We start from the raw sequence: 6,252 nt of genomic DNA on the forward strand, positions 1-6,252 counted from the left end.
GGGTGCCGGAGGCTGACGCACAATGGGGGCACGCACGGCTGAAGGGGAAACATGCCATGAGCGCCGAGGACCTCGAGAAGTACGAGACCGAGATGGAGCTGAAGCTCTACCGGGAGTACCGCGATGTCGTCGGTCTGTTCAAATATGTGATCGAGACCGAACGGCGCTTCTACCTCACCAACGACTACGAGATGCAGGTGCACTCCGTCCAGGGTGAGGTTTTCTTCGAGGTGTCCATGGCGGACGCCTGGGTCTGGGACATGTACCGGCCCGCGAGGTTCGTCAAGCAGGTCCGCGTGCTGACCTTCAAGGACGTCAACATCGAAGAGCTCAACAAGAGCGATCTGGAACTTCCGGGAGGCTGACCCCGCGCGGCCCGCGGTGCGGGGCCGCCGACACGCGCGTTGCAGTGAGCGACCCGGTCACCCGTGTGGGTGGCCGGGTTCTCCACATCCGCGGAGTTGTCCACCAAGATCCACATCTTCGGGCGGGCCGGGTCACAGTCGGTGCCGGAGGTGGTGCCGATATGAACGCACGGGGGGCACTCGGGCGGTACGGCGAGGGTCTGGCGGCGCGGCTGCTGGCCGAAGCCGGGATGGCGGTGGTCGCGCGCAACTGGCGCTGTCGCGCCGGAGAGATCGACATCGTGGCCAGGGATGGCGACGCCCTCGTCTTCTGCGAGGTGAAGACACGCAGGTCACACGCTTTCGAACACCCCATGGCGGCGGTCGGCCCGGTCAAGGCCGACCGGCTGCGACGGCTCGCTGAGATCTGGCTCGACCGGCACGGTGGGCCACCGCCCGGCGGGGTCCGCATCGACCTGATCGGGGTGACCGTGCCCCGGCGCGGAGCCCCGGTCATGGAGCACGCCCGGGGGGTGTCCTGATGGGTTTCGCGCGAGCGTGTTCCGTGGCCCTGGTCGGCGTCGAGGGCGTGGTGGTGGAGGTCCAGGCGGGCCTGGAGCCGGGGGTGGCGGCCTTCACCCTGGTCGGACTGCCGGACAAGAGCCTGATCGAGAGCCGGGACCGGGTGCGGGCCGCCGTGGTCAACTCAGGGGCCGAGTGGCCGCAGAAGAAGCTCACGGTCGGGCTCTCGCCGGCCTCCGTGCCGAAGAGCGGTTCGGGATTCGATCTCGCCGTCGCCAGCGCGGTCCTCGGAGCGGCGGAGCGGATCGATCCCGCCGCGATCGCCGATGTGGTGATGATCGGCGAACTGGGTCTGGACGGCCGCGTCCGTCCGGTGCGGGGCGTGCTGCCCGCCGTCCTCGCGGCGGCCGAAGCGGGGTACGAGCAGGTCGTCGTCCCCGAGCAGTCGGCCGGGGAGGCGGCCCTGGTGCCGGGCGTCTCGGTCCTCGGCGTCCGGAGCCTGCGCCAGCTCATCGCGATTCTGTGCGACGATCCGGTGCCCGAGGAGCCCGCGGACGACCAGGGGCGCCCCGACGCCATGCTGGCCGGGCTCATGATCCCCGGTACGGGCCTCGGCGCGGGGCTCGCCCCGGCCGCCGCACGGGGCGAGGGACACCGTCCGGACCTGGCGGACGTCGCGGGGCAGCCGCGCCCTCGCCAGGCCCTGGAGGTGGCCGCGGCCGGAGGACACCATCTGCTGTTCTCGGGCCCGCCGGGCGCGGGCAAGACCATGCTGGCCGAGCGGCTGTCGGCGGTCCTGCCGCCGCTGACCCGGCAGGAATCCCTCGAAGTGACGGCGGTCCACTCCGTGGCGGGCATCCTCCCCCCGGGTGAACCGCTCGTCTCCCGGGCGCCCTACTGCGCCCCGCACCACTCGGCGACCATGCAGTCCCTGGTCGGCGGGGGCAACGGGATGCCGAGGCCCGGAGCGGTGTCCCTCGCCCATCGCGGGGTGCTCTTTCTGGACGAGGCCCCGGAGTTCTCGGGGAAGGCGCTCGACGCGCTGCGCCAGCCCCTGGAGTCCGGTCATGTGGTGGTCGCGCGGGCGGCGGGAGTGGTGCGGCTGCCCGCCCGGTTCCTGATGGTGCTGGCCGCCAACCCGTGTCCCTGCGGGCGGCACACCCTCACCGGCGCGGGGTGCGAGTGCCCGCCCTCGGTGGTCCGCCGCTATCAGGCGCGCCTGTCCGGGCCCTTGCTCGACCGGGTGGACCTGCGGGTCGAGGTGGAGCCGGTCGACCGCGCGGACCTCCTGGGGCAGGGCGGCCGGGGCGAGTCGACGGCCGTCGTGGCCGCACGGGTACGGGAGGCCAGGGCGCGGGCGGCCCAGCGGCTGGCGGGCACCCCGTGGACCACGAACAGCGAGGTGCCCGGCCATGAGCTGCGGACCCGGCTGCTCGCGGCCCCGGGAGCGCTGGCGGCGGCGGAGCGGGACCTGCAACGCGGGATCCTCACGGCCCGGGGCCTGGACCGGGTGCTGCGGGTGGCGTGGACCGTGGCGGACCTGCGGGGCGCCGACCGCCCGGACTCCTCCGACGTGACGGTCGCCCTGGAACTGCGGACGGGGATCCAGCGCGGGGTGCCGATGGGGGCGGGGGAGCGGTGACCGGACTGACGGGGAAGCGGTGGCACGGGCCGGAGCGGAACGAGGAGCACGGCCCGGGCCGGGGAGGCGGGCCGAGGCAACGGCAAGGGACGGGGCAGGAGTACGGGACGGGGCAGGAGCACGGGTCGGAGTGTGGACCGGAGCGAGGGCGCGGCGCAGAGCCTGACCAGGGGTGCGGGCCGGAGCCGGAGCGGGGGCACCCGCCGGAGCCCGGCCGGGATCGTGGCCGCTACGGGCATCCGGACCGGGACGACGGCCCCGGCCGCGACGACGGGGACCGGGAGTCGGAGCGGGTGGCCAGGGCCGCGTTGACGCGGGTGCTGGAGCCGGGGGACGAGCGGGCCGGGCGCTGGCTCCGGCGGACCGGGCCGGTCGAGCTGATGCGGAGGCTCACCGTCGAGGACGGGTCCGCCGAGAAGCTGCCGGGGATGACCGCCGTACGGCTCGGGGGCTACCGGTTGCGTGCGGCCGCCGTGGAGCCGGCGCGGGACCTGGCCGCGGTCGCCGCGGTGGACGGGCGCTTCGTCTGTCCGGGGGACCTGGAGTGGCCGAGCCAGCTGGACGACCTGGGCGACGCGCGGCCCGTCGGGCTCTGGGTGCGGGGGCGGCCCGACCTGCGGTTGTGGTCCCTGCGCTCGGTCGCGGTGGTCGGCGCGAGGGCCTGCACCCCGTATGGGGCGCACATGGCGGCGTCCCTCGGCTCCGGGCTTGCGGAGCGCGGCTGGGTGGTGGTGTCGGGGGCGGCGTTCGGGGTGGACGGGGCCGCCCACCGCGGCGCGCTGGCCGCGGGCGGAGCGACGACCGCGGTGCTCGCCTGCGGTGTCGACGTCGCCTACCCGCGCGGGCACGCCGAGTTGCTCGGGCGGCTGGCGCAACAGGGGCTCGTCGTCGCCGAGTTGCCGCCGTCCTCCCACCCCACCCGCAGCAGATTCATCCTGCGCAACCGCGTCATCGCCGCGCTGACCAGGGGAACGGTCGTGGTCGAGGCCGAATACCGCAGCGGTTCGCTGGTCACCGCCCGCCAGGCGCAACGGCTCGGCCGCCTCGCGATGGGGGTGCCCGGCCCCGTCACCAGCGGCCTGTCGGCAGGGGTCCACGAGCTGCTGCGCGGTGAGGGCGTGCTCGTCACCGATGCCGACGAAGTCGTCGAGCTGGTCGGGGACATCGGCGACCTCCCGCCGGTCCGACGCGGCCCGGTGCTGCCCAGGGACCAGCTGGACGCGGTCACCGCGAGGGTCCTCGAAGCGCTCCCTTACCACGGTGTCACCCACCCCCGTGACCTTGCCCGCACCGCGGGCACGTCCGCCGACGAAACGCTCGGCCGACTGTACGAACTGCACTCACTGGGGTTCGTCGAACGCGAAGGCGACGGCTGGCGGTTGACGCTTCCTTCGGCACACGACGACGACGCGCGGCGAGGCGGTACTTGACCTGGAGCATTCGGGTGAAAAGGTAAGGCCGATGACCTCGCACGATCGATCGGTGACCTGTCCGGGACCCGCGCCCACGGCGGCGGCCCCGGCCCCCGGCGGGCGCGGACAGCGTGAACGGCGACACGCGATCGCGCGGCATGGATCTCCCGTCCTGCGCGGACCGCGACGCCGCAGTCACGCTACGCTCACAAGGATTCCGCCCCAGACAAAAGTCCCCCGGCACTTCACGGCAGAACGGCTCAAGGCACCACATGCCCCAGCACACCTCCGGGTCTGACCGCGCGGCAGTACCACCGGTTGCGCGTGGCACTGTGCGCCCTCCCGCTCCCTCCTCCCTCGACGAGTTGTGGCGTTCCTACAAGACCACGGGCGACGAGCGGCTGCGGGAGCAGCTGATCCTGCACTACTCGCCGCTCGTGAAGTACGTCGCGGGCCGGGTGAGCGTGGGGCTGCCGTCCAACGTCGAGCAGGCCGACTTCGTCTCCTCCGGGGTCTTCGGACTGATCGACGCCATCGAGAAGTTCGACATCGAACGGGCCATCAAGTTCGAGACGTACGCGATCACCCGGATCCGCGGCGCGATGATCGACGAACTCCGGGCCCTGGACTGGATCCCGCGGTCCGTGCGGCAGAAGGCGCGCAACGTGGAGCGTGCGTACGCCACGCTGGAGGCGCAGTTCCGGCGTACGCCGTCGGAAGCCGAGGTCGCCTCGGAGATGGGTATCGCGCTGGAGGAACTGCATGCTGTTTTCAGCCAGTTGTCGCTGGCGAACGTGGTTGCCCTGGAAGAGTTGCTGCACGTCGGCGGCGAGGGCGGCGACCGGCTGAGCCTGATGGACACCCTGGAGGACACCGCCGCCGACAATCCGGTGGAGGTCGCCGAGGACCGCGAGCTGAGAAGACTGCTCGCGCGGGCCATCAACACCCTCCCCGACCGCGAGAAGACCGTGGTGACCCTCTACTACTACGAGGGCCTCACCCTCGCGGAGATCGGCAACGTCCTCGGGGTGACCGAGAGCCGGGTCAGCCAGATCCACACCAAGTCCGTGCTGCAGCTCCGGGCGAAGCTGGCCGACGCGGGCCGCTGACGTCCCCTTCTCGATCCCGGCTCTCTCCGGCCATCCGATCGGAGGCCGTGCCCTTCCCCCGCACGTCTGCCGCCGTAGAGTGGATACGTGCCCAGGATTCGAGCGGCCTCCGTGGCCGAGCACCGGACCATGCAGCGCGGCGCCCTCCTGGACGCCGCGCGCTCCCTGCTGTCCGAGGGCGGTACGGAGGCGTTGACCTTTCCCGCACTCGCCGAACGCACGGGCCTCGCCCGGTCCTCCGTGTACGAGTACTTCCGCTCCCGTGCAGCCGTCGTCGAGGAGCTGTGCGCCGTCGACTTCCCCGTGTGGGCGGCCGAGGTCGAGAACGCCATGCAGTGCGCCGAGACGCCCGAGGCGAAGATCGAGGCGTATGTGCGCCGGCAGCTCGACCTCGTCGGGGACCGCCGTCACCGCGCGGTCGTGGCGATCTCCGCGAGTGAGCTGGACGCGGGCGCCCGGGAGAAGATCCGGGCCGCGCACGGCGGGCTGATCGTCATGATCGTCGAAGCGCTGGGCGATCTCGGCAACGCGCAGCCGAGGCTGGCCGCCATGCTCCTGCAGGGTTCGGTCGACGCCGCCGTGCGCCGTATCGAACTGGGCGTCGCGGAGGAGCCGGGCGTCATCGCGGACACCGTCGTCGCGATGGTCCTGCGCGGTGTGAGCGGCTGACCCGGACAGCACCCGGCTCCGGCACCCCGAACACCGGCAGCAGCCGCGAGGGGCCTCCGCGCAGCAGTGCGGGCGGCAGCAGCGAGAGCGGGTCCAGATAGGCATCCCCGCGCCGCAGCCCCCAGTGCAGGCAGCCATCCGCGCAGTGGAACGGCCCGGCCTCCAGCACTCCGACCGGCTGCCCGGCCCGGGTGCTCACGCCCTCCGCGACCAGCGCCCGCACCGGTTCGTACGTGGTGCGCAGCGGCGGGGAACCGCTGCCGGCCACCTCGATGACCAGCACCCCGCGTCCCGCTACCCGCCCGGCGAACGACACCCGGCCTCCGGCGGCCGCCAGCACCCGCGCGCCCGGGTCCGCCGCGAGGTCCACACCGCGATGGCCGGGCCCGTACGGACCGGCGGGCGGCTCCCATCCCCGTAACACCGCGGGTCTCCCCGCCAGCGGCCAGCTCCGGCAGCCGTCGTCGTCGGCATCGGTGTCCGCCCCCGGCCTCGGCAAGGGCGCCACGGCCCGGCAGTCGGCGGCCGGCCCGAGGGTGCGGCGCCGGCCGACG

7 protein-coding genes are annotated in these 6,252 nt (G+C 73.2%); 6 read left to right on the forward strand and 1 reads right to left on the reverse strand.

The genetic code is table 11. The features are described 5' to 3' along the window. Window positions 1–56: 56 nt before the first annotated feature. The 6 genes from B9S58_RS29405 to B9S58_RS29430 all read left to right on the forward strand — a co-directional run bounded on the left by B9S58_RS29405 (window position 57) and on the right by B9S58_RS29430 (window position 5,698). On the forward strand, window positions 57–365 hold the full coding sequence (locus B9S58_RS29405) for a DUF2469 domain-containing protein (RefSeq protein WP_003965949.1): 309 nt from the start codon (window positions 57–59) through the stop codon (window positions 363–365). Window positions 366–526: 161 nt separating this feature from the next. After that, window positions 527–886, forward strand: coding sequence for a YraN family protein (locus B9S58_RS29410; protein ID WP_103535004.1), 360 nt, complete (start codon window positions 527–529; stop codon window positions 884–886). Then, window positions 886–2,508, forward strand: a complete 1,623-nt coding sequence (locus tag B9S58_RS29415) for a YifB family Mg chelatase-like AAA ATPase (RefSeq protein ID WP_103535005.1) — start codon at window positions 886–888, stop codon at window positions 2,506–2,508. Before B9S58_RS29410 ends, B9S58_RS29415 begins: the two co-directional genes overlap by 1 nt. Before the next feature lie 317 nt (window positions 2,509–2,825). Then, entirely contained in the window at window positions 2,826–3,938 is a 1,113-nt protein-coding gene (gene dprA / locus B9S58_RS29420; RefSeq protein WP_103535006.1) for a DNA-processing protein DprA, read from the forward strand. 254 nt (window positions 3,939–4,192) lie between these two features. Beyond that, window positions 4,193–5,029: an RNA polymerase sigma factor WhiG gene (whiG, locus tag B9S58_RS29425; protein WP_003965944.1), complete on the forward strand. Its 837-nt coding sequence runs from the start codon at window positions 4,193–4,195 to the stop codon at window positions 5,027–5,029. 111 nt (window positions 5,030–5,140) lie between these two features. Further along, window positions 5,141–5,698 carry a TetR/AcrR family transcriptional regulator gene (locus B9S58_RS29430; RefSeq protein WP_103535007.1) on the forward strand — a complete coding sequence of 186 codons (558 nt, stop codon included), beginning with the start codon at window positions 5,141–5,143 and terminating at the stop codon, window positions 5,696–5,698. On the opposite strand, the gene B9S58_RS29435 is transcribed toward B9S58_RS29430, so the two are convergent. Continuing rightward, the coding region (locus B9S58_RS29435) for a M23 family metallopeptidase (RefSeq protein ID WP_258045123.1) at window positions 5,649–6,252 on the reverse strand (604 nt) is incomplete at its 5' end. The genes B9S58_RS29430 and B9S58_RS29435 overlap by 50 nt on opposite strands.

It is taken from the genome of Streptomyces sp. SM11 (genome assembly GCF_002910905.1).
Lineage (GTDB): Bacteria > Actinomycetota > Actinomycetes > Streptomycetales > Streptomycetaceae > Streptomyces.

Bases quoted from the DNA above. Each gene is read 5' to 3' on its own strand.
- B9S58_RS29405 (WP_003965949.1), top strand. From the start codon at position 57: ATGAGCGCCGAGGACCTCGAGAAGTACGAGACCGAGATGGAGCTGAAG.
- whiG (WP_003965944.1), top strand. From the start codon at position 4,193: ATGCCCCAGCACACCTCCGGGTCTGACCGCGCGGCAGTACCACCGGTT.
- B9S58_RS29410 (WP_103535004.1), top strand. From the start codon at position 527: ATGAACGCACGGGGGGCACTCGGGCGGTACGGCGAGGGTCTGGCGGCG.
- B9S58_RS29415 (WP_103535005.1), top strand. From the start codon at position 886: ATGGGTTTCGCGCGAGCGTGTTCCGTGGCCCTGGTCGGCGTCGAGGGC.